General features: G+C 67.1%; 18 protein-coding genes and 2 tRNA genes. 16 read left to right on the top strand and 4 right to left on the bottom strand.

The window, feature by feature from the left end; translation table 11 throughout:
* Window positions 1-19: 19 nt before the first annotated feature.
* Window positions 20-889: an alpha/beta fold hydrolase gene (locus ACQY9P_RS13465; RefSeq protein ID WP_421738771.1), complete on the top strand. Its 870-nt coding sequence runs from the start codon at window positions 20-22 to the stop codon at window positions 887-889.
* A 63-nt stretch (window positions 890-952) separates the two neighbouring features.
* Here the strand turns inward: ACQY9P_RS13465 and ACQY9P_RS13470 are convergent, their stop codons facing one another.
* The gene (locus ACQY9P_RS13470) at window positions 953-2068 is read right to left on the bottom strand and encodes a DUF5694 domain-containing protein (RefSeq protein ID WP_421738770.1); all 1116 of its coding nucleotides are present in this window, start codon (window positions 2066-2068) and stop codon (window positions 953-955) included.
* A gap of 112 nt (window positions 2069-2180) precedes the next feature.
* Window positions 2181-3041, bottom strand: coding sequence for an SDR family oxidoreductase (locus ACQY9P_RS13475; RefSeq protein WP_421738769.1), 861 nt, complete (start codon window positions 3039-3041; stop codon window positions 2181-2183).
* Window positions 3042-3191: 150 nt separating this feature from the next.
* On the opposite strand from ACQY9P_RS13475, the gene ACQY9P_RS13480 reads away from it, so the two are divergent.
* The 6 genes from ACQY9P_RS13480 (at window position 3192) to ACQY9P_RS13505 (ending at window position 8063) form a co-directional block, all read left to right on the top strand.
* Window positions 3192-3266, top strand: a tRNA-Gly gene (locus tag ACQY9P_RS13480).
* A 45-nt stretch (window positions 3267-3311) separates the two neighbouring features.
* Window positions 3312-3386, top strand: a tRNA-Gly gene (locus tag ACQY9P_RS13485).
* Window positions 3387-3506: 120 nt separating this feature from the next.
* Window positions 3507-5273 carry a DUF885 domain-containing protein gene (locus ACQY9P_RS13490; protein ID WP_421738768.1) on the top strand — a complete coding sequence of 589 codons (1767 nt, stop codon included), beginning with the start codon at window positions 3507-3509 and terminating at the stop codon, window positions 5271-5273.
* Window positions 5274-5383: 110 nt separating this feature from the next.
* Entirely contained in the window at window positions 5384-6556 is a 1173-nt protein-coding gene (gene ftsW / locus ACQY9P_RS13495; RefSeq protein WP_421738767.1) for a putative lipid II flippase FtsW, read from the top strand.
* A gap of 1 nt (window position 6557) precedes the next feature.
* Window positions 6558-7685, top strand: a complete 1128-nt coding sequence (gene murG / locus ACQY9P_RS13500; protein WP_421738766.1) for an undecaprenyldiphospho-muramoylpentapeptide beta-N-acetylglucosaminyltransferase — start codon at window positions 6558-6560, stop codon at window positions 7683-7685.
* 30 nt (window positions 7686-7715) lie between these two features.
* On the top strand, window positions 7716-8063 hold the full coding sequence (locus ACQY9P_RS13505) for a hypothetical protein (protein ID WP_421738765.1): 348 nt from the start codon (window positions 7716-7718) through the stop codon (window positions 8061-8063).
* 135 nt (window positions 8064-8198) lie between these two features.
* Here ACQY9P_RS13505 and ACQY9P_RS13510 read toward each other — a convergent pair whose 3' ends face one another.
* Window positions 8199-9170, bottom strand: coding sequence for an alpha/beta hydrolase (locus ACQY9P_RS13510; RefSeq protein ID WP_421738764.1), 972 nt, complete (start codon window positions 9168-9170; stop codon window positions 8199-8201).
* Between the two features lie 368 nt (window positions 9171-9538).
* On the opposite strand from ACQY9P_RS13510, the gene ACQY9P_RS13515 reads away from it, so the two are divergent.
* The 3 genes from ACQY9P_RS13515 (at window position 9539) to ACQY9P_RS13525 (ending at window position 12183) form a co-directional block, all read left to right on the top strand.
* A complete protein-coding gene (locus ACQY9P_RS13515; RefSeq protein WP_421738763.1) occupies window positions 9539-10540 on the top strand; it encodes a glycoside hydrolase family 43 protein in 1002 nt (333 codons plus the stop codon).
* A gap of 609 nt (window positions 10541-11149) precedes the next feature.
* Complete coding sequence (locus ACQY9P_RS13520) at window positions 11150-11851, top strand: hypothetical protein (RefSeq protein ID WP_421738762.1); 702 nt, start codon at window positions 11150-11152, stop codon at window positions 11849-11851.
* Window positions 11848-12183: a hypothetical protein gene (locus ACQY9P_RS13525; RefSeq protein WP_421738761.1), complete on the top strand. Its 336-nt coding sequence runs from the start codon at window positions 11848-11850 to the stop codon at window positions 12181-12183. Before ACQY9P_RS13520 ends, ACQY9P_RS13525 begins: the two co-directional genes overlap by 4 nt.
* Window positions 12184-12192: 9 nt before the next feature.
* Here the strand turns inward: ACQY9P_RS13525 and ACQY9P_RS13530 are convergent, their stop codons facing one another.
* Entirely contained in the window at window positions 12193-12714 is a 522-nt protein-coding gene (locus tag ACQY9P_RS13530) for a hypothetical protein (RefSeq protein ID WP_421738760.1), read from the bottom strand.
* Between ACQY9P_RS13530 and murC the strand changes: the two genes are divergently transcribed.
* From murC to ftsA, 6 genes are all read left to right on the top strand, one after another.
* Window positions 12713-14131, top strand: coding sequence for a UDP-N-acetylmuramate--L-alanine ligase (murC, locus tag ACQY9P_RS13535; RefSeq protein ID WP_421738759.1), 1419 nt, complete (start codon window positions 12713-12715; stop codon window positions 14129-14131). The genes ACQY9P_RS13530 and murC overlap by 2 nt on opposite strands.
* A 151-nt stretch (window positions 14132-14282) precedes the next feature.
* Window positions 14283-15191 carry a UDP-N-acetylmuramate dehydrogenase gene (gene murB / locus ACQY9P_RS13540; RefSeq protein ID WP_421738758.1) on the top strand — a complete coding sequence of 303 codons (909 nt, stop codon included), beginning with the start codon at window positions 14283-14285 and terminating at the stop codon, window positions 15189-15191.
* Between the two features lie 72 nt (window positions 15192-15263).
* Entirely contained in the window at window positions 15264-16664 is a 1401-nt protein-coding gene (locus ACQY9P_RS13545; RefSeq protein WP_421738757.1) for a M20/M25/M40 family metallo-hydrolase, read from the top strand.
* A 115-nt stretch (window positions 16665-16779) separates the two neighbouring features.
* Complete coding sequence (locus tag ACQY9P_RS13550) at window positions 16780-17736, top strand: D-alanine--D-alanine ligase (protein ID WP_421738756.1); 957 nt, start codon at window positions 16780-16782, stop codon at window positions 17734-17736.
* Complete coding sequence (ftsQ, locus tag ACQY9P_RS13555) at window positions 17705-18616, top strand: cell division protein FtsQ (RefSeq protein ID WP_421738755.1); 912 nt, start codon at window positions 17705-17707, stop codon at window positions 18614-18616. Before ACQY9P_RS13550 ends, ftsQ begins: the two co-directional genes overlap by 32 nt.
* 28 nt (window positions 18617-18644) lie before the next feature.
* Window positions 18645-19970: a cell division protein FtsA gene (gene ftsA / locus ACQY9P_RS13560; RefSeq protein ID WP_421738754.1), complete on the top strand. Its 1326-nt coding sequence runs from the start codon at window positions 18645-18647 to the stop codon at window positions 19968-19970.
* The last annotated feature ends 76 nt before the right edge of the window (window positions 19971-20046 follow it).

Here is a 20046-nt window from a genome sequence, read left to right on the forward strand (position 1 = left end):
AATGGATCGAGGCCGCGCCATGACCGAATACCCAGAGTTTCTGGCCAGGACCGAAGGAAACCGCGTCGCCTATCGCCAGGTGAGGGGCGAGGGCCCCACCGTCGTGTGGCTGGGCGGGTTCCATTCCGACATGACGGGGACCAAGGCCCAGGTCCTGGCCGAGCAGGCCGAGGCGACGGGCGGGGCCTATCTGCGCTTCGACTATTTCGGCCATGGCGAGTCTGACGGCCCGTTTCGCGACGGCACGATCAGCCGCTGGCGTGAGGACGCCCTGGCGGTGATCGACGAGCTGACCGAGGGGCCGCTGGTGCTGGTCGGCTCGTCCATGGGCGGCTGGATCGCGTGTCTGGCGGCGATCGCCCGGCCTGATCGGGTCAAGGCCATGGTTCTGATCGCCCCCGCTCCTGACTTCACCGAGAAGCTGATGGAGCCGGAGCTATCGGACGAGGCCAGGGCGGCCATCGCCAGGGACGGCTTCTGGATCCGGCCTTCCGAGTATGACGACGGCGGCTATGCGATCACGCGCGAACTGCTGGAAGACGGCGCGCGGTGGTCGATCCTGCAGGGCGAGGTTCCGATCGACGTTCCGGTTCGTGTCCTGCAAGGCGGGGCCGATCCGGATGTGCCGTGGACCCATGCGCTGGAACTGGCCAATTCCCTGAAGAGCGACGACGTCGTCTTCACCCTGATCAAGGACGGCGACCATCGCCTGTCGCGGCCGCAGGACCTGGAGCGGCTGGTCGCGGCGGTGATCGAGGCGCGGTCCCTGGTCGAGGTGGACGACGATCCGGTGGCGCGCCGTCTGGCGCGAGCGGCGCGGGCCCGGGGCGCCAGCCTGGCCTCGGCGGCGGCCTGGGCGGCGGCCGATATCGGGCCGGACGAGGAGTAGGCGGCTGCGGGCCGGGTCGTGTTTGCCCTGGCCCGCTTTCGACCCGTCGCCCCTCAAGCCATCCTAGCGCAGCACGGCGTCGGCGCTGACCAGGCGCACGTCGTGCATCTGGTTCAGATAGGCCTCGTAGTAGCCCTTGTGCGACGCCCCGACGATGGCGAGCATCCGCATGCCTGGATGCTGGCCCAGCACGTCGCGGATATTGCCGACCATGCGCAGGTTGCGGGTTTCCCAATAGCCCAGATACCGCCGGCCGAAGCCCTGCGGCGACGGCTCGACCAACGTCGCGCCGAAGTCGCCCTTGAAGGCCATCATCTGGGCGTCGGCGCTGTTGTAGGCCCGGTACAGGTTCAGCACGCCGTCCGGCTTGTCCAGGTCGGATTGCAGGCGCTCGTTCTCGGCCCGGCGGGCGTGGCTGTAGGGGTTGTCCCACGCCTTCAGGATTGCGGCCTCCCAGGCCTTCTGCTCGACCGGGTCGTTGCTGTCAGGGGTGTCGGCCGAGTGGTCATCGACGCTCCACAGGCGTTCGTGGCCCAGGCGGGCGGCCAGCACGGCCGCGATCAGGGTGGACTCGTTGCGGCGGCTCTTGAAGGATTCCAGATAGGTCGCCAGCGCGTCGTTGAGGCCGTCGCCGGCAACGCGTTCGGCCTGCGGCAACCGGAGCCATTGCACCAGGGCCGAGTTTCGCTCGCCGGCCGCCATGAACACGGCCGCCAGATGTCGCCGCTCGGCGGCGGTGGGCTGGGCGGGCCAGGCGCCCAGCAGGCGCTCGGCCTCGGCGTTGGCCGCCTGCACGTCGAGGCTGACGGCCTGGCCCGCCATTGTCGGATCGTAGCAGTAGGTCTTCACCGTCTCGGCGTAGCGGGCCGGATAGCGCCGCAAGGCGTCGCACTGCAGGCCCGACAGGTCTTCGGTGGCGATGCCGGTAGGCTTCCAGGCCGCCAGACGATCCACCAGCGGGGCCAGCAGCGCCATGTCGAAGGTCTTGGGCAGGCCGGAGAGGTGGGTGGTGCCCAGCACCAGGACTTCATTGACCTTGCCGGCGGGCGGTCCCTTCAGCGTGTCGGGATGGAAGCTGGGCCGATAGTCCTGCGCCTGCGCGGCGCCCGCGCTCATCACCAGCGCAGCGGCGCTCGCGATCACAAGACGAAGGAAAGGCTGGCGTATGGGGCGAAACATGAGGCGCTCTCGATGGCTACTCAACCTTAGAGGCCTCAAAGGCGGCCAATGGAGGCGCCTGAATTTTATTTAATGTGGCGCGGCATCCCGGATCCCGGAGTCGTGCGGACCGTCAGCCACCGCCTTCAAGGATCGCTTTCAACCCCTCGCGATAGGTCGGATAGGCTGGCCGCCACCCCAGCTCGGCCTTGGCCAGGGCGTTCGAGACGCGCTTGTTCTCGGCGTAGAAGCGGCGCGTCGCCGGCGACATCCCGAGCGTGTTGAACGGCAGGTCCGGCGGCACGGGGACGCCCAGCAGCCGGGCGGCGTATTCCATGACATCCTGCGGCGGGGCCGGCTCGTCGTCGCACAGATTATAGATGCCGCCGGCCCGGGGCTGGTCCAGCGAGGCCAGCAGACCCGAGACGATGTCGTCCAGGTGGACGCGGCTGAACACCTGGCCTGGCTTGACGATCCGGCGACCTTCGCCGGCCCGCAGGCGGTCCAGCGCGCTTCGGCCGGGGCCATAGATGCCGGGCAGGCGGAAGGTGGTGACCGTCAGGCCCATGCCGCGCCCGACCTGGCGCCAGTCGCGCTCGGCCCCGACCCGGCGGGCGCCTTCCACCGACTGGGCCTTCAGCGGCGAGGTCTCGAACACCCAGCGGCCCTCGAAGTCGCCGTAGACGCCGGTGGTCGACAGATAGCCGATCCAGTCGGGGAAGGCCTGGGCCTGGGCGAGGGCGGGGATCACCGATTCCAGCGCAAAGCAGCCGTCCGGTCCGGGCGGCGAGGTGATCAGCACGGCGTTGACGCCCGTCAGGGCCGCGCTCATGGCGTCCTTGTCGTCAGGATCGGCCGGTGTGATCCCGGCCGCGCGCAAGGCTTCGGCCTGCCGCGGCGACCGCGCCGAGGCGGCGATATCCCAGCCTCTGGCTCGCAGGGCCTGGGCGAAAGCCGTCCCCACATAGCCCAGGCCAAACACGAACAGACGCAAGATCGAAACTCCGCCACCCCAATGCGATAGGGGCTGAATGAGCCCCCGAAAAATCCCGCTCCGCAACCCCTCAAAGGGCGCTTGCCAAGGCCGGATCGCTCTGCCATAAGCCGCCTCCTCGTCGCGGGGCGGTTCTTTCGCTTCCACGATGCGGGCGTAGCTCAGTGGTAGAGCACAACCTTGCCAAGGTTGGGGTCGAGAGTTCGAATCTCTTCGCCCGCTCCATTCCTCCACTCTGGAAGAATGGAACGAGACCCGAGAAATCCGGATGCGGGCGTAGCTCAGTGGTAGAGCACAACCTTGCCAAGGTTGGGGTCGAGAGTTCGAATCTCTTCGCCCGCTCCAATTTCTCACAAGTTCCAGGACATCGTTGAAACCGACGCCACCGGTCCTTCGCCCGGACTTTGGCGTCGCGCTGATTCCTGATCTAACCGGTCCCCGTCGGCCTTCCCGGGGGGATTCCCAATGCTTGATCATCGTCCATCGCGCGGGGCTGTCTCCGGTCTGCTGGCCGTCGCCCTGATGACGGGTTCGGCCGCGGCCGCTCCGGTCGCCGGCGACGGTCTGGCCCAGGCGGTCAAGGCCTATGAGGCCGCCAATGCGGGCGGCGAGGATGATGACGGCGGGGGCGACGCAGCGGGTCGCTGGCGCCTGCCCGCCGTGGGCCAGAAAGCCGACGCGGAGCGGAAGGCTAGGCTGATCCAGGCCAGGGCCTTGCTCTCAGGGGTCGATCTGGCGCGCCTGACCCCGGAACAACGCCTGACCGCCCAGATCCTCGTTTATACGCTGGACGAGCGGATCGAAGGCCTGGCGTTCGACGAGTCGCGGATGCCGTTCTCCAGCGACGGCGGCTTCGACGTCAGCCTGCTGTATCGCGCCAACGGCATGAGGCTGCAGAACGAGGCCGAGGCCCGCAAGTGGCTGGAGCTGATCGCCCGCGCGCCCGAGTGGTACGACGCCAATATCGCCAACGCCCGGCGCGGGATCCGGAGCGGCTTCGTCCAGGCCGTCCCGACCGCCTGGTCGGTTCTGGACCGCGCTCGCCGCGCCGCCGCCACCCCGGTCGCCGACGAGCCGCTGCTGGCCCCGCTGCGCGCCCTGCCGGTCGGGGTTCCGGAAGACCGCAAGGCCGCCCTGATCGCGGAAGGCGAAACGATCCTGGCCACCCGGATCGCCCCGGCCCGCGCGCGCTTTGTCGCCTTCATGGAGAGCGAATACCTGCCCAAGGCGGCGACCAGCCTGGCGGCGTCCGACCTGCCCGACGGCCAGCGTTATTATGCGTTCCTGGTGCGGCGTCACACGACCACCAGCCTGACCCCCGACCAGATCCACGACCTGGGCCAGGGCGAGGTCCGGCGCATCCGGGCCCGGATGCAGACGGTGATGGAGCAGACGGGCTTCAAGGGAACCCTGCCCGAGTTCATCGCCTATCTGCGCAAGGACCCGCGTTTCTACGCCACCAGCCGCCAGCAGCTGCTGGAGAAGGCCAGCGAGATCGCCAAGCGCGCCGACGATCAGCTACCTGCGCATTTCGGAACCCTGCCGCGCCTGACCTATGGCGTGCGCCCCGTGCCAGCCAGCATCGAGAAGGGCTACACCACCGGCCGCTATTTCGGCGGCGATCCCAAGGTGGGGCGCGCCGGCGGCCTGATGATCAACACCTCCGACCTCGACCAGCGGGCGCTGTATGAGCTGCCGGCCCTGGTGCTGCACGAGGGCGCGCCCGGTCACCACATCCAGACCTCCCTGGCCCAGGAGCAGACCGACACGCCGGAGTTCCGCAAGAGCCTCTATTTCAACGCCTATGGCGAAGGCTGGGGCCTGTATTCGGAATGGCTGGGCGAGGAGATGGGGATCTATCGCGACCCCTATGAGCTGTTCGGGCGGCTGTCCTACGAGATGTGGCGCGCCTGCCGGCTGGTGGCCGACACCGGCCTGCACTGGAAGCACTGGAGCCTGGAACAGGCCCGGGCCTGCTTCACCGACAACACCGCCCTGTCGTCGGTCAATATCGAGGTCGAGCTGGCCCGCTATGTGTCGTGGCCGGGCCAGGCCCTGGCCTACAAGGTCGGCGAGCTGAAGATCCTGGAGCTGCGCCGTCGCGCCGAGACGGCGCTGGGCGAGCGGTTCGACGAGCGGAAATTCCATGACGCGGTGCTGCTGCACGGCTCCCTGCCGATGGCGGTGCTGGAGCAGCGCATCGAGGCGTGGATCGTCGAGCAGAAGGCGTAGCCGACCGCCAGCCGGTCTGACGGCGGTTTTCCGCGGGCTTTCGCCGCATGTCCACCATGCGGCGACGGTCAAGCAACCTTCCATTAACCCTGCGGTCCGACTCTCCGCCCATGTCGACCCAGACCACCCACGCCTTCGCCAGAACCGACCGCACCGCGATCGGCATCTGGTGGTGGACCACCGACCGCTGGCTGCTGGGCGCCACGGCCCTGCTGGTCACGCTGGGCGTGCTGCTGTCATTCGCCTCCAGCCCGGCGGCGGCCCAGCGGATGGGCATCGAGCACCAGTTCCATTTCGCCATCCGCCAGTGCCTGTTCGCCGCGATGTCGGCGATGATCGTGCTGTCGGTGTCGATGCTGTCGCCCCGGGGCGTGCGGCGCGCGGCCTTCTTCATCTATATCGTGGCGATCGGCATCATGATCGCCCTGCCGTTCATCGGCCACAACGCCAAGGGCGCCACCCGCTGGCTGCAGTTCGGCGGCTTCACCCTGCAGCCGTCCGAGTTCATGAAGCCGGCCCTGATCGTGCTGGTCTCGTGGATGTTCGCCGAGGGCCAGAAGGGCGAGGGCGTGCCCGGGGTCTCCATCGCCTTCCTGCTGTATTTCATCGCCGTGGGCCTGCTGCTGATCCAGCCCGACGTGGGCCAGACCGTGCTGATCACCGTCGCCTTCGGGGCGGCGTTCTGGATGGCCGGGGTGCCGATCAGCTGGATCATGGGACTGGGCGTGGTGGCCGTTGGCGGGCTGATGTCGACCTATTTCGTCTTCCCCCACGTGCATGCCCGCGTGCAGAAGTTCCTCAGCCCCGACCAGGCCGACACCCACCAGATCACCCGCGCCGCCGAGGCCATCCGGGCCGGCGGCCTGTTTGGACGCGGACCGGGCGAGGGCGTCATGAAGCGCCACGTGCCCGACCTGCACACCGACTTCATCTATTCGGTGGCGGCCGAGGAATACGGCCTGATCTTCTCGCTGGCCCTGATCAGCCTGTTCGCCTTCGTGGTGGTGCGCGGCCTCTACAAGGCCATGAAGCTGTCGGACACCTTCGAGCAGGTCGCGGCGGCCGGTTTGTTCGTGCTGGTGGGCCAGCAGGCGATGATCAATGTGGCGGTGAACTTGAACATGATCCCGACCAAGGGCATGACGCTCCCGTTCATCAGCTACGGGGGATCTTCGATGCTGGCCATGGGATTGACGCTGGGCCTGGCCCTGGCCCTGCTGCGCAAGCGGCCGGGCGCCTACGGACCCACGGGCGAGTTCGCCCAGGGCGGTTCGTTCGCCTGACATGAACAAGCTTGTCGTCGTCGCCGCCGGGGGAACCGGCGGCCATCTGTTTCCCGCCCAGGCCCTGGCCGAGACCCTGGCCGCGCGCGGCTGGCGCGTGGTGCTGGCCACCGACGAGCGCGGCGCGCTCTATGCCGACAAGTTCCCGGCCCAGGAGCGTCTGGCCCTGTCGGCCGCCACCGCCAAGGCCGGCGACCCGATCGGCATGATCAAGGCCGGCTTCGTCGTCGCCCAGGGCGTGCTGCAGGCCCGCAGCGCCTTCAAGCGCCTGGACCCGGCGGTGGTGGTGGGCTTTGGCGGCTATCCCGCGTTGCCCGCCCTGCTGGGCGCCCTCAGCCAGGGCCGCCCCACGGTGATCCACGAGCAGAACGCGGTGCTGGGTCGCGTCAACCGCTTCCTGGCCTCCCGCGTCACAGAAGTGGCCTGCGCTTTCCCGACGCTGGAAATGGCCCCCGGACGGGTCAAGGCCCGCGCCCACGTCGTGGGCAACCCCGTGCGCCCCCAGGTGCGCGCGCTGTTCGACGTCCCCTATCTGCCGCCGGAAGTGCAGCTGCGCATCCTGGTCACCGGGGGCAGCCAGGGCGCGCGCCTGCTGTCGGAGCTGATCCCCGAGGCCATCGCCAAGCTGCCCGAAGAGATGCGCGGGCGCCTGAAGGTCTTCCAGCAGGCCCGCGCCGAGAGCATGGAGCACGCCCGCAAGGTCTATCGCAACGCCATGGTCGACTGCGAGGTCGCGCCCTTCTTCCGCGACATGGCCGGCTATTTGCGCCAGGCCCATCTGGTGGTCGGCCGCTCGGGCGCCTCGACCTGCACCGAACTGGCCGTCGCCGGCCGCCCCTCGATCCTGGTCCCCCTGAAGATCGCCGCCGACGACCACCAGCGCTTCAACGCCCGCCTTCTTGAAGAAGCCGGCGGCGCGGCCGTGTGCCTGGAAGACGAACTGACCGTCGACGCCATGGCCGGCGCCCTCAACGCCCTGCTCAAGAACCCCGAGCGCCTGGCCCGCATGGCCGACGGCGCGCGCAGCGTGGCCACGCCCGACGCGGCCGAACGGCTGGCGGATCTGGTGGAGCGCACGGCGGGGGGGCTAACGCACTCAAGAGTTGCTATTTTGTTCTCGTTGCTCTAGGTTGAGATCGGCCGGGCGAGGGGGAGCTGCATGTGCGACTGGGACGCCGTACCGTTCGAATATTTCGCGGCCCGGGTCGTCCACTTTCAGGGCGCCGACGGCGAAGAGCAGGATTTGCCGATCCGCTTCGAGCTGGCGCACACCGTCGAGCCGGCGCCCTATTGCGACACCTGCGAGACGCACTGGGCGAGTGCGTCTTTCACGTTCCTGGGCGAACGGCACAGACTGCGCGGCATCGGCGAAGACCACATCGTGGCGCTCTCCCGCGCCATGCGTCTGAGCGGCGAGGTGCTGATGCGTGACGCCGAGGCGCGTGGCGTGTCGATTTACGAATACACGCCGGGCGACGCCAAGGCGCCCGCGGACCTGTTCAAGTAGCCGGAGCGTCAGGGCTCTTGCCCTCCCCTTGCGGGAGAGGGGGGGGGGCGAAGGGCCGGGTGAGGGGGCTCTCAGGCCCGTCCGGACAGGTTACCTGCGATCCCTTACCCTGAAGCGCGCGGCCATTGCGAGCCTCTACGACTTCGGCTTCAACAGGCCGTGCATACCGATCCAGCGAATGTAGGCGTCGAACCAGCCCGTACTGGTCGTGGTCTTCTGGTACATCCCAAACCCATGCCCACCTTGCTCATAGAGGTGAAACTCGACCGGACGCCTGGCGGCTCGCCAGCTGTCGATTAGTCCTGAGCCGCTGTTGGCGAAGAAGGGATCGTCGGCGGCGAGCGCCACGAACATCGGCGGGGCGTCGGCGGGCGTGGCCACGGCGGTGAGCGGGCCATAGATCAGGCCGATGAACGCAGGCTTGGCGTCCTCTCCCGCCAGGGTGGTGGCCAGGGTCAGCATGGCGCCGGCGGAAAAGCCCACCATGCCGATGCGGTCGGGGTCGACCCGCCATTCGGCCGCTTTCTTCCGAACGAGCGCGAACGCCGCGCGAGAGTCGGCGATTTGCGGGGCCAGGCCTGCGAGCGCGGCTTGTGGATCGGGGCGGGGTCTCTGCGCTGTGGCTGAAAACATCTCCGCCATCGAGCGCTCGAAGCCGGGCATGTCCGCCGGCGTTGGATTTAGCCTGTATTTGAGCACGAAAGCGGCCACGCCCTTGTCGGCCAGCGCCCGGGCGACATCCCAGCCCTCGTTCTCCATCGACAGGGTGCGAAATCCGCCGCCGGGCGCGACGATGACCGCCGCTCCAGTCGCCTTGGCCGGATCCGGAAGGAACGGCGTAAGCGTCGCCACCGTGACATTGCGGGCAAAGACACTGTTGTACTGGCGGTGCCAGGATTCCGGCGAGGTCGGGCCAGGCAGGGTTCCCGTATCGAGCACGATGGCGGTCGGCTGGGCCGGGACGGGGATGGGCGTCATCTTGTCATTTTGCGCCCGGACCCCCGTGGCCAAGCCGAATGTCAGGGTCAGGGTCAGGGTCAGGCCGGCCAGGCCCGTGCGAAAGGTCCGGCTTCGGCATTTGGACTGAATGGCGTCATGGTGTCTCAAGGCGTTTCTCCCTTTGTTTTTGGTCTTACCGACGGCCGTCATGATCGTGCCGACGAAACGCGGGAGCGATGCGCCAGCGTCCCGGGTTCAGCGTCGCGCTCAAGCGCCGTGGAAACTCAAAGCCGCCGACGTCATGGCGCGTGAGATCTCAGGCTATCCCATGTCAGAGTAATGGTAGCGCTAACTCTGTGCGTCTCGCAACAGGCACTGGAGCCGGATGGCCGAGATATGGCTCGCAATTGCTGGGCGAGAGGAGGAATCGATGTCACCCACCTCGCCTTGTGCGACGTTGGTATGTCTCGCAGCTTGCGCGATTGACGCTCAATTTTGTCTGAGTAATATCTGCGCGCTCTGGGAGGAATACGAAGATGGGTTTGGGCTGGATAGCGCTTGCGCTGGCCGCGATGGTGTCTGTCGCCTCGCCTTCAGAGCCGAGCGGCGGCAAGGGGATCGAACCGGGTTCGAACCCGCTCTTTCGAGACAGGTTTACAGCCGACCCCGCTCCGCTGGTCTTGGGCGATCGTCTGTTTCTGTATGTCGGTCACGACGAGGCCCAGCGCGATGAAATGTTCAATATGCGCGAGTGGCTGGTCTACTCCACGACGGACATGAAGACCTGGACGTCCTACCCGCCGATCATGAAGGCGACAGACTTCAAGTGGGCCAAAAAGGACGCCTGGGCGTCGCAGGCCATCCAGAAAAACGGAAAGTTCTACTTCTACGCCGCAGTCGAGCACGACGACACTCACCCCGGAAAGGCCATTGGCGTGGCGGTGTCCGACCGGCCGACGGGCCCCTTCGTCGACGCGCGAGGATCCGCCCTGATCACCAACGAAATGACGCCCAAGGGGACGCATAGCTGGGAGGATATTGATCCCACGGTCTTCACCGATGATGATGGGACGACCTGGATCGCCTGGGGCAATCGCCAAGCCTACATCGCGAAACTCAAGCCAAGCATGATCGAGATCGATGGTCCGATCACGGAAATCACGCCGCCACATTTCGAGGAGGGGCCGTGGCTGCACAAGCGCGGTGGCCTGTACTATCTCACCTACGCTTCACTCGACCGCACCACCCAGCGCGACGAGCATGTTTCCTATGCGACGGCCCCGGCCATCACTGGCCCGTGGACCTATCGGGGAGAGCTCACGGGCGCGGGCAAATACAGCTTCACAATTCACCCCGGCATCGTCGAGTTCAAAGGTGACTGGTACATTTTCCTTCACAACGCGGCGCTGTCCATCGGCGATCAAAACGGCGCCATCGGGCGCCGGGCGGTGACGGTCGAGCGTCTTGACTACAATCCAGACGGCTCTCTTCGACCCGTCATTCAGACGGAGAAGGGCCTGTCGGCGCAGGAGCCCTGATCCGAAATCGGGCGTCGCAGCGCCGGGCGGCAATCCCCGTTCCCGCTCGGGCATCCACGCCCCTCCACCCCAACAAATTCAACGCCCTGACTCTGCCACCCAGCGTCACGATGCAAAATCGACGCAACACCCCCAAAAACGGCCGCATAATTCTCCTCGCTTCATCGCAAGGGGAGGGCGTCCAGCTGGCGACCTGACGGGCGGTGGGGGCGGTTGTGCGGGGCCACCGGTCGGACGATGTCCGCGCCGGCCGGCTTAAAGTGAGGACAGGGGACGTAAACCTGTCCATCGGAGGAAGGCCAAAGTCTCCGCCCGTCCGAAGGTTCGTTCCGGGTCCTCCGGAATCGGCGTGGCTGCAGCCCAAGGCTGGGTCCGTCGCGAGGAGGGCAAGCCCGGATGTGGTGCAAAGGGTTGAACGAGACCCGCGCGTGCCGGCCAGAGGGAAAACAACCGTGCGGAGCGCTCCGGCCACGGCCGAAACGGTACTCCAACTACACTCCTCCGGGCCTGGCCCGGACGCTCCGCCGCCTCCCCAACTCGCCGGTCAGACCGGCGAGGCTGCGAACCTGTGCGCCTGTTGAAGGCGCCATGCCCCCTGCGGAGAGGACGATGACGTCTGGTGATCTTGAAAGCGCATTAGGTAAATTCCGGAGCGACGCAGCGGCCGAAGTGCTGCGGCAGGCGATCCGGAATCTGGAAACGAAGTTTGATCCCAACCAGCCGCGCGCGCCGGTGGGGAGTTCCAACGGCGGCCAGTGGGTCGATACCGGGCGGGGCGGCGGGGGCGCGAGCGTGCGAAAGCTGCCCCGCGTGAGCCCTAAACCTACTAAGCAGCTATTGCCGCAAGCTGTCCGTACGGTCATCAGGCATCCAGCCGCAGTCCCGGCTACACTGAGGGCTGCAGGCTTGCCCGCCCTTGCTGGAGGCGTCGCGATTTCTCGTCAGGTCGGCGAGTTTGATCGGATCACGACGGGGCGGGCGAAGACGCCGTTTTTGAAGCTTCCAGCGCCCGAACTATCGCTGACTGTGACGGATGTTACTGGCGGTGCGAAAAAGAAGAGGCGGACAAAGAAATGGCGTCCCGGGGTAGGAAGAACTTCTGTCCCAATTGAGGATGATTGCGACGAACTATATATAAATGACGAAATAAAATGCGCATCATATGCAGCCATGTATGGAAAAGATAAAGCCCATAAGGGTGCTATATATGGCGAATGCATGTCATCGGCCATGAGAAGGCATGCGATTTGCCTTCGTGACGGTATAGACGCAGTCAACATCCCGCTCTTTGACGGAAGGAGGATAAAATGAACGCGTTCAAACTCGGTCCTAGACGCATCCCTTATATCGATTCCGATGGCGTTGAGGGGGTGGGGTCCATCATCATCAATTTCGGCCAACCGATTAATCTAGATGTCGGAGAAGGCGAATCAATAGAACGGCAGACTGGAATTTTGAATGTTGAAATATTTGGGCGAAATTATATTTTTTTAGCTAATGGCTCAGATGATATTCAAGTTGCATTCTATTTGATGAGAATTGCTGGAATATGGCTTGTCCGCGTAGCGGAAGAGGAGGGGCTAACCCTCTTTCATTACAATAGCTTTGACATCGACGACCCAATGGATGTCTTTGAAAGCTGAGGGCGTCTCTCAAGGCTCCGCCCCCGTCTCGATCAGCGGCCTCGCCAGTCCCACCGCCTGCTCGACGCTGGTCGCCAGCGGAACCCTGGCGAAGGGCTTCCAGCCGTCGCAGATGACCTTGGCCACCGCGTCGTCGGCGCCGCCGGGCGGGATCGGGGCGGGTGGGCGCTGGTCGCCGGTGACGGGGCCTTCGCGGCCGCCGGCCCGGATGCTGCCAAAGCCCGCATGGGCGATGCTGCGGGCCTCGCAGTCGATGACCTCGTGGCGCCAGCCGCCCCAGTATTCGTCGGCGCCGGCCTTGAAGCCGCCCTCGGTGACCTGCAGCACACGCAGCCGGGCGGCGCGGCCCGTCCAATGGACGCTGGTGATGTCGACGAAAACGGCGAAGCGGCCCACATCGGCCAGGCGCAGCTCAAGCTCGGCGGGAGGCGCGGGCGCGGCGGGGGCCTGAGCGAGGGCGGGGCCCGTCCACAACATCGCGGCCAACAGGGCGTTTCGCGGGCGGCGCAAATGGTCTAATCGGCTCTTCATGATCCAGCGTCGACGCCCCGTACCCTTCGAACTCGGCCCCGTGCACTTCATCGGCATCGGCGGCATCGGCATGTCCGGCATCGCCGAGATCATGCTGCGCATCGGCTACACCGTTCAGGGCAGCGACGCCAAGGCCAGCGCCAATACCGAGCGGCTGGAAAAGCTGGGCGCGCGGATCTTCATCGGTCACGACGCGGCCCATGTCGAGGGCGCCTCGGCCATCGTCTATTCGACGGCGGTCAAGGCCGACAATCCCGAGATGGTGGCCGGCCGCGACAAGCGTCTTCCCCTCGTGCGCCGCGCCGAGATGCTGGCCGAGCTGATGCGCCTGCAGTTCTCGATCGCCGTGGGCGGCACGCACGGCAAGACCACCACCACCTCGATGGTCGCCGCCCTGCTGGACGCTGGCGACCTGGACCCGACCGTGGTCAATGGCGGCATCATCAACGCCTATGGCACCAATGCCAAGGTGGGCGAGGGCGACTGGATCGTGGTCGAGGCCGACGAGAGCGACGGCTCGTTCCTGAAGCTGAAGTCGACCGTGGCCATCGTCACCAATATCGACGCCGAGCACCTGGACCACTGGGGCACCTTTGACGCGGTCAAGAAGGGCTTCCAGGACTTCATCGAGAACATCCCCTTCTATGGCTTCGCGGCGGTCTGCACCGACCATCCGGAAGTCCAGGCCCTGACCGCCCGGATCGAGAACCGGCGGCTGGTGACCTATGGCGTCAATCCCCAGGCCGAGGTGCGCGTCTCCAATATCGAGATGGGGCCGGACGGTTCGAGCTTCGACATCATCGTCTCGCCCCGCGACGGCGATCAGGTGCGCTATGATGGCCTGAAGATGCCGATGGCCGGGCATCACAATGTGCTCAACGCCACCGCCGCCGTGGCCGTGGCCCGCGAGCTGAGCATCGGCCCCGACGCCATCCGCGCGGGCCTCGCCAGCTTCGGCGGGGTCAAGCGCCGCTTCACCACCACCGGCGTGGCCAATGGCGTCCGCGTGGTCGACGACTATGGCCATCACCCGGTCGAGATCGCCGCCGTGCTCAAGGCCGCCCGCGCCGTCACGCAAGGCAAGGTGATCGCCGTGGTCCAGCCGCACCGCTTCACCCGACTGCGCGACCTGATGACCGAGTTCAGCTCGTGCTTCAACGACGCCGACACCGTCATCGTCGCCGACGTCTACACGGCCGGCGAAGCGCCGATCGAGGGCATCGATCGCGACGCCCTGGTCGAAGGCCTCAAGAAGTTCGGCCACCGCCGGGCCCTGCCGCTGGAAAGCCCCACGGCCCTGCCGCGCTTGATCGCCGCCGAAGCCACCAGCGGCGACCTCGTCGTGCTGCTGGGCGCCGGCGACATCACCACCTGGGCCTATGCCCTGCCGGGTCAGCTGGAAGCGCTGGCGAAGTGACATCCGCCTCGATCCCTCCCTTCTCCCCCTGCGGGAGAAGGTGGCCGCGCAGCGGCCGGATGAGGGGTCGCGTGGCGACGCCGAGAAACCCCTCATCCGTCAGCCTGCGGCTGACACCTTCTCCCGCAAGGGGAGAAGGGGAGACGTATCGATGACCTGGAAAGCCCATCTCCCCGCCGTTCGCGGCAAGCTGCTGTTTGACGAACCGCTGGGCCCGTTCACCTGGTTCCGCGTCGGCGGTCCGGCCGAGGTGCTGTTCCTGCCGGCCGACGCCGACGACCTGCGCGATTTCCTCAAGGCCGTGCCGCCCGAGGTTCCGGTTCAGGCGCTGGGGGTGGGCTCCAATGTCATCGTCCGCGACGGCGGCGTCGAGGGCGTGGTCATCCGCTGCGCCGGGCGGGCGTTTGGCGAGGTCACGGTCGATCTCGAGGAGAACCTGATCATCGCCGGTCCGGCCGCGCTGGACGCCTCGGTCGCCCGGGCCGCGGCCAAGGCCGGCCTGACGGGGCTGGAATTCTATGTCGGCATCCCGGGCACCGTGGGCGGCGCCCTGACCATGAACGCCGGCTGCTATGGCCGCGAGACCAAGGACATCCTGGTCAGCGCCTGGGGCTATGACCGGTCCGGCGAAATGCGGGTCTGGAACAACGAGGACTTCGGCTTCACCTATCGGCACACGGAAGTTCCACCCAACAGCATGTTCTGGGTGCAGGCGATGTTTCGGGGAACGCCCGACGATCCGGCCGACGTGCGCGACCGGATGGCCGAGATCACCGCTCGCCGCGAGACCACGCAGCCGATCCGCGAAAAGACCGGCGGCTCGACGTTCAAGAACCCGCCGGGCCACTCGTCCTGGAAGCTGGTCGACGAGGCCGGCTGGCGCGGCAAGCCGTTTGGCGGGGCGATGTTCTCGCCCCTCCACAGCAACTTCCTGATCAACACCGGCGAGGCCACGGCCGCCGACCTGGAAGGCCTGGGCGACGCGGTGCGCGCCGATGTTCTGAGCAAGACGGGCATCCAGCTGGACTGGGAAATCAAGCGGATCGGCAGAACGGCATAGTTCAGCGCATTGCTGACTTTTCCCGGCCGGCCGCGATGCTATGACAGGCGAAACCCAGGAGAGTCTCCGCGCATGTTCCGTTCCCTGCTGACCGCCGCCGCCGTTGCCGCCCTGATGGCCGGGACCGCCCACGCTCAAGACGTCAAGACGGCCGAGGGCCTGCGCGACAAGGCGCTTCGCGACTATCTGGCCTGGGACATCACCGAGGACCTGACCACCAATATCGGCCCGCGCCTGGTCGGCTCGCCGGCCATGGAGCGCGCCAAGGACTGGGGCGCGGCCAAGTTCAAGGCGCTGGGCTTCACCAACATCAAGGTCGAGGAATTCGCCAAGCCGTCCTGGACGCGCGGCGAGGAGAGCGCCGAGCTGGTCGGCCCTTATCCGATGAAGCTGGCCATCGTGGGCCTGGGCCGCACCCTGCCGACGCCGGCCGGCGGCATCGAGGCCGACGTGGCGCTGTTCAAGACCTATGCCGACATGATCGCCGCGCCGGACGGCGCGCTGAAGGGCAAGATCGTCGTCATCACCCAGCCCATGGTTCGCGCCCAGGACGGCGCCGGCTACGGCGTGGCGGGCATCTCGCGCCGCTCGGGTCCGGTCGAGGCCGCCAAGCGCGGCGCCGCTGCTCTGCTGATCCGGTCGATCTCGACCTCGGACTCGACCGTGCCGCACACCGGCGTCACCGCCAACGGCGAGGGCGTGGTGACCATCCCCGCCGCCGCCCTGGGCGTGCCCGAGGCCGAGCAGCTGGAACGCCTGGCCGCCAAGGGTCCGCTGCGCATCAAGCTGAAGCTGGCCTCGACCTTCGATCCCAAGGACGTGGCCTGGAATATCTCGGGCGAGATCAAGGGCTCTGAAAAGCCCGACGAGGTGATCGTCATAGGCGGCCACCTCGACAGCTGGGATGTCGGCACTGGCGCGCTGGACGACGCCACGGGCGTGGCCATCACGACGGCCGCCGCCAAGCTGATCGGCGACCTGCCCAAGCATCCCAAGCGCACGATCCGCGTGGTGATGTTCGGCTCGGAAGAGAGCGGCGGCTCGGCCGAGGCCTATCTCGACGCCCACAAGGCCGAGGTTCCCAAGATCGTTCTGGCCGGCGAGAGCGACAGCGGCGCCGATCGCATCTACGCCCTGAAGCTGCCTGCGGGCGGCGGCGCCCATCCGCTGGCCGGAACTGCGGCGGGCGTGCTGGCCCCGCTCAAGATCTATCTCGACCGCGAGCCCTCGACCCACGGCGGCGCCGACATCGCCGGGCTGGAAAGCGCGGGCGTGCCGTCGATCAGCCTGGAGCAGGACGCCAGCCGCTACTTCGACTACCACCACACCATGGACGACACCCTCAACAAGGTGGACCCGGTCCAGCTGGCGCAGAACGTCGCGGCGTGGGCCAGCTTCATCTATCTGGTGGCCGACAGCGACATCGACTTCCGGGCGCTGAAGGCGGCGGTCCCGGCGGCGGCGAGCCACTGACCTCACTGTCATCCCGGCTGGGCGCGCTACGCCGCGGCCGGGATGACAAGGAATATTGGCAGGGGCGCTCGGTCTGACTAGGAGTGGCTCATTCCCTCCTTCGTCGAGCCCCTCCATGACCCTGCCTCTCTCCGGCCGCCATATCGCTGTCCTGCTGGGCGGACCGTCTTCGGAACGCGAGGTCAGCCTCGTCTCGGGGCGCGAGTGCGCCGACGCTCTGGAGCGGCTGGGGGCCAGGGTCACCCGCGTCGATCCGGGCAGGGATGTCGCCCAGGTGCTCACCAAGGTCGCGCCGGACATGGTCTTCAACGCCCTGCATGGCGAATGGGGAGAGGACGGCTGCGTCCAGGGCGTGCTTGAGACCCTCAAGCTGCCCTATACCCACTCAGGCGTGCTGGCTTCGGCCCTGGCGATGGACAAGGCCAAGGCCAAGGCCGTGCTGGCCGCGGCGGGCGTCATCGTGCCCGGCGGCGGGCTGTTCAATCGCCACGACGCGGCGCGCGAGCACGTGATGGCGCCGCCCTATGTGGTCAAGCCCAACGCCGAGGGATCGTCGGTCGGCGTGTTCCTGGTCTTCGAGGGCGCCAACCGTCCACCCGAGGAACTGGCCGCGCCGTCCTGGACCTTTGGCGAAGAGGTGATGGTCGAGCCCTACATCCGCGGACTGGAGCTGGCGGTCGCCGTGATGGGTGAGGCAAATGGTCCGAGGGCCCTGGCGGTAACCGATATTCGCTCGTCCACAGGTTTTTACGACTACGAAGCCAAGTACTCCGAGGGGGGTTCTATCCACGTTTTGCCGGCCCCAATCCCCGATGGCGTAAGGGATAGGGCCATGCGCATGGCCGAGCTGGCGCACACAGCTCTTGGTTGCCAAGGTGTAACCCGATCTGACTTCCGTTATGACGACATTAACGACCTTCTGGTCCTTCTAGAGGTCAACACGCAGCCTGGCATGACACCGACTTCGCTCGCCCCCGAGCAAGCCGACCACGTTGGGATTTCGTTTGATCAACTAGTGCTCTGGATGGTGGAGGACGCTTATGCCCGCTGTAGTGCGGGGGGGATCGCCTAAGCCTAGGCGCCCTCGGGCCGAAGCGCCCGCAAGTCCGAAGAAGACGGGTTCGGCTTCGCGCAACGCCGCGCAGCCGGCCGCGAAGTTGCGCGCCGCCAGGGGTGTGGGTTTGTCGCCCGCGTTCGCATTGGGGGTCGCCGGCGCGGCTCTCGGCCTTGGGCTTGTGGTGATGCTCGCGACCGGCCATCGGGCCGAGCGCCTCGTCACGGCTGCGCGCCAGGGCGTGGACAGCGAGTTCGCGACCGCCGGTTTCAAGCTCAGGACCGTACACATCCAAGGCGCCTCCGGGCCGGCCCAGGCCGACATCATGCGCGCTTCGGGCCTTTATCTCGACCAGCCGACCCTGGGCCTGAGCCTGGCCGACATCCGCCAGCGCGTGGAGACGGTGGGCTGGGTCAAGGAAGCCAAGGTCGTGCGGCTGCTGCCCGACGCCGTGGTCATCGCCGTCAAGGAACGCCCCGCGATCGCCGTGTGGCAGAGCGGCGGCCGCATGCGGGTCATCGACGCCGAGGGGCGGGTGATCTCCGAGGCGGACGCCGCGCGTTTCCCGCAGTTGCCGCTGGTGGTGGGGCAGGGCGCCGATCAGGCCGCCGGCGCCATCCTGCCCGCCGTCGCGGCCCGTCCGCGTCTGCGCGATCGGCTCGAAGCGATGGTGCGCGTCGATGATCGCCGCTGGGATCTGCGCCTGAAGGACGGCTCGCTGATCCAGCTACCGGCGATCGACGAAGAATCCGCGCTGATTCAACTGGATCAGTTGGACCAACGCCAACGAATCCTGGATTTGGGGTTTGCGCGTATTGATCTGCGCGACCCCGAGATGGTGGCGATAAGACCCCGCGACGCGGCTCTGCCTGGGCAGACCGTGGCCGGTGGGGCGTGAACGTGATGGTTTTGAGGTGACGATAGCGATGTCGCGAATGGAGGATCGAAAGCAGGCCCGTGATGGCTTGAAGGCGACGCTTGTGCGTCAGCCGGCCTTCGCTGCTGTCGATCTGGGGGCTTCCAAGGTCACGTGCTTCATCATGAAGGCGGACGGGATCCATCGCGACAACCGCACCCTGACCACGGCCGGCGTCGGCTATGTGCAGTCGCGTGGCGTGCGCGGCGGAGCGATCGTCAATCTGGACGAGGCCGCCCAGGCCATCGCCCAGGCCGTTGAACGCGCAGAGACCGTGGCCGGCGTCAACGTACAGGGCGTCAGCGTCTGCACGGCCGGCGGCCAGCTGGCTTCGCATCGCGTCCATACCCAGGTGTCGCTGGGCGCCCGGCCGATCGCCGACGGCGACCTGTCTCGGGCCATCGCCTCGGCCCTGGCGCAGGTCCGAATTCCCGGTCGCAAGCCGATCCACCTACTGCCGATCGCCTGGTCGGTCGACGGGCAGAAGGGCATTCGGGATCCGCGAGCCATGTTCGGCCGCGCCCTGGGCCTGGAGCTGCTGGTCGTCTCGGTCAACGAGAACATCTTTCACACCCTGGCCCACTGCGTTGAACGCGCTCACCTCTCGTTCGAAGGCGTGGTCGCCGCGCCCTTCGCCTCGGCCCTCGCGGCCCTGGAAGAGGACGAGATGGACCTGGGCGCCGTCTGCATCGACATGGGCGGCGGCTCGACCTCGGTGGCGGTGTTCAACAACGGCGCGCTTTGCCACGTCGACAGCCTGGCCGTCGGCGGCGGGCACGTGACTCAGGATATCGCCCGCGGCCTGCAGACCTCGGTCGCCGGCGCGGAGCGCATCAAGACCCTGCACGGCAGCGCCATCGCCTCGGCCAACGAAGATCGTGAAATGATCGAGGCTCCGCCCCGTGGTGACGATCCGGGCGCCGGTCCGGTCATCGCGCCGCGCAGCCTGCTGAAGGGCATCATCCAGCCGCGCGTCGAAGAGACGCTGGAACTGCTGCGCGAGCGCCTGAAGGCTTCGGGCGCGCCGGTCGAGCCGGGTGCGGGCATCGTCCTGACGGGCGGGGCCAGCCAGCTGGCCGGCGTGCGCGAGGTCGCCGTTCGAGTGTTCGACCGTCCAGTCCGCCTGGGGCGTCCGCGTCGGGTGCCGCACCTGGCCGACGCCGCCTCGGGGCCGGCCTTCTGCGCCGCCGCCGGCGTGCTGCATCGTTCGGCCTTCGGTCCTCGCGAAGTTGTCTCGCCCAAGGCCCTGGCCGCGGCAGCCCTGCGCAAGCGTCCGATCGACCCCAACGCTAGCCCGATGGCCAAGGCCGCCGCCTGGTTGCGCGACAACCTTTAACGGTTGTCGCCGCAGCGGCGCTCACCGCGCGTGGCTAAGCTAACAATCCGCCGCCAAATAGATCCCAGCGGCGTTC

Origin of the sequence: Caulobacter sp. (assembly GCF_965279145.1) — a bacterium.
Taxonomy (GTDB): domain Bacteria; phylum Pseudomonadota; class Alphaproteobacteria; order Caulobacterales; family Caulobacteraceae; genus Caulobacter.

Bases quoted from the DNA above. Each gene is read 5' to 3' on its own strand.
- ACQY9P_RS13465 (WP_421738771.1), top strand. From the start codon at position 20: ATGACCGAATACCCAGAGTTTCTGGCCAGGACCGAAGGAAACCGCGTC.
- ACQY9P_RS13470 (WP_421738770.1), bottom strand. From the start codon at position 2,068: ATGTTTCGCCCCATACGCCAGCCTTTCCTTCGTCTTGTGATCGCGAGC.
- ACQY9P_RS13490 (WP_421738768.1), top strand. From the start codon at position 3,507: ATGCTTGATCATCGTCCATCGCGCGGGGCTGTCTCCGGTCTGCTGGCC.
- ftsW (WP_421738767.1), top strand. From the start codon at position 5,384: ATGTCGACCCAGACCACCCACGCCTTCGCCAGAACCGACCGCACCGCG.
- murG (WP_421738766.1), top strand. From the start codon at position 6,558: ATGAACAAGCTTGTCGTCGTCGCCGCCGGGGGAACCGGCGGCCATCTG.
- ACQY9P_RS13505 (WP_421738765.1), top strand. From the start codon at position 7,716: ATGTGCGACTGGGACGCCGTACCGTTCGAATATTTCGCGGCCCGGGTC.
- ACQY9P_RS13515 (WP_421738763.1), top strand. From the start codon at position 9,539: ATGGGTTTGGGCTGGATAGCGCTTGCGCTGGCCGCGATGGTGTCTGTC.
- ACQY9P_RS13520 (WP_421738762.1), top strand. From the start codon at position 11,150: ATGACGTCTGGTGATCTTGAAAGCGCATTAGGTAAATTCCGGAGCGAC.
- ACQY9P_RS13525 (WP_421738761.1), top strand. From the start codon at position 11,848: ATGAACGCGTTCAAACTCGGTCCTAGACGCATCCCTTATATCGATTCC.
- murC (WP_421738759.1), top strand. From the start codon at position 12,713: ATGATCCAGCGTCGACGCCCCGTACCCTTCGAACTCGGCCCCGTGCAC.
- ACQY9P_RS13530 (WP_421738760.1), bottom strand. From the start codon at position 12,714: ATGAAGAGCCGATTAGACCATTTGCGCCGCCCGCGAAACGCCCTGTTG.
- murB (WP_421738758.1), top strand. From the start codon at position 14,283: ATGACCTGGAAAGCCCATCTCCCCGCCGTTCGCGGCAAGCTGCTGTTT.
- ACQY9P_RS13545 (WP_421738757.1), top strand. From the start codon at position 15,264: ATGTTCCGTTCCCTGCTGACCGCCGCCGCCGTTGCCGCCCTGATGGCC.
- ACQY9P_RS13550 (WP_421738756.1), top strand. From the start codon at position 16,780: ATGACCCTGCCTCTCTCCGGCCGCCATATCGCTGTCCTGCTGGGCGGA.
- ftsQ (WP_421738755.1), top strand. From the start codon at position 17,705: ATGCCCGCTGTAGTGCGGGGGGGATCGCCTAAGCCTAGGCGCCCTCGG.
- ftsA (WP_421738754.1), top strand. From the start codon at position 18,645: ATGTCGCGAATGGAGGATCGAAAGCAGGCCCGTGATGGCTTGAAGGCG.